The sequence below is a fragment of the Bradyrhizobium sp. Kon37 genome (assembly GCF_055807535.1).
This window is the reverse complement of sequence record NZ_JBVVOY010000074.1, coordinates 1-1085: the sequence shown is the minus strand read 5'-3', so window position 1 is coordinate 1085 and position 1085 is coordinate 1. Positions and strand designations below refer to the sequence as shown.

The following is a 1085-nucleotide window of genomic DNA, read 5'->3' as shown; positions in this document are numbered from 1 at the left end:
TTGCTTAAAGCGTTACTCAGAGAGTGTGGAAGATTATCAAATTAGACGGATTAGCCAAGCTTTTATTAAGCTTAAACAGGAAGATGTTGAGCTTAGGCGCTGGCGATTATTAAGAAGTGCAACGTTATCTAAAGAGCGGATAACTGAGGAAGCACAAAGATTCTTGGAAATGGTTTATGGGGAAGAGTGAGTGGTTAGGCTAGCTACATTTAATGACAATGTGCAGGTTGTACATATTGGTCATTTATTCCGTAACTCGGGTCATAAGGAGTGGCGTATTTTTGTTTGGTTTAATCCAATGCAAGAACGGAAATGGACTCGATTTACTCATTTGCCTTTATTAAGTCGAGCTAAGGTGGTTAACAGTACAACAAAGCAAATAAATAAGGCGGATCGTGTGATTGAGTTTGAAGCATCGGATCTTCAACGAGCCAAAATAATCGATTTTCCTAATCTCTCGTCCTTTGCTTCCGTACGCAACAAGGATGGAGCGCAGAGTTCATTTATTTACGAAGCTGAAACACCATATAGCAAGACTCGTTATCACATCCCACAGTTAGAGCTAGCTCGGTCATTATTTTTAATTAACTCCTATTTCTGTCGAAGCTGTTTGAGCAGTACCGCTTTACAGCAAGAGTTCGACGTTCAGTATGAGGTTGAGCGAGATCATTTAGAGATAAGGATCTTACCCAGTTCATCGTTTCCTAAAGGGGCGTTAGAGCAGTCGGCCGTAGTGCAGCTTTTGGTTTGGTTGTTTTCGGATCAAGATGTTATGGATTCGTATGAAAGTATTTTTAGGCACTATCAACAAAATAGAGAAATTAAGAACGGCGTTGAAAGCTGGTGCTTTAGCTTTGACCCTCCGCCCATGCATGGTTTTTTCAGGTTGGCGTTGTGAATAGATATAACGTAAATCCGTATCAGGCAAGCTATCCCAGTCGCTGGGCTTGACTACCTTTATAGCCGAAACCTTTTTACTCTTGGAGGGCTTTTCTAGTTCTGACACTACCGTTTCGCCTTCCATCAACCACTGCAAAACAAGAGGCAGTAACTGTTGTCTTGTCATCGTTGGATTCTGGCTAAAC

Annotated in this window: 2 protein-coding genes; one reads left to right on the top strand and one right to left on the bottom strand. The window is 41.6% G+C overall.

What is annotated here, in order from left to right; all coding sequences use genetic code 11:
- Nucleotides 1-190, top strand: a 190-nt coding sequence (locus AC0L3J_RS37065) for a hypothetical protein (RefSeq protein WP_473350381.1), incomplete at its 5' end; no start/stop codon positions are given.
- Between the two features lie 525 nt (nt 191-715).
- On the opposite strand, the gene AC0L3J_RS37060 is transcribed toward AC0L3J_RS37065, so the two are convergent.
- A partial coding sequence (locus AC0L3J_RS37060) for a hypothetical protein (RefSeq protein WP_473350380.1) occupies nt 716-1085 on the bottom strand: 370 nt, incomplete at its 5' end.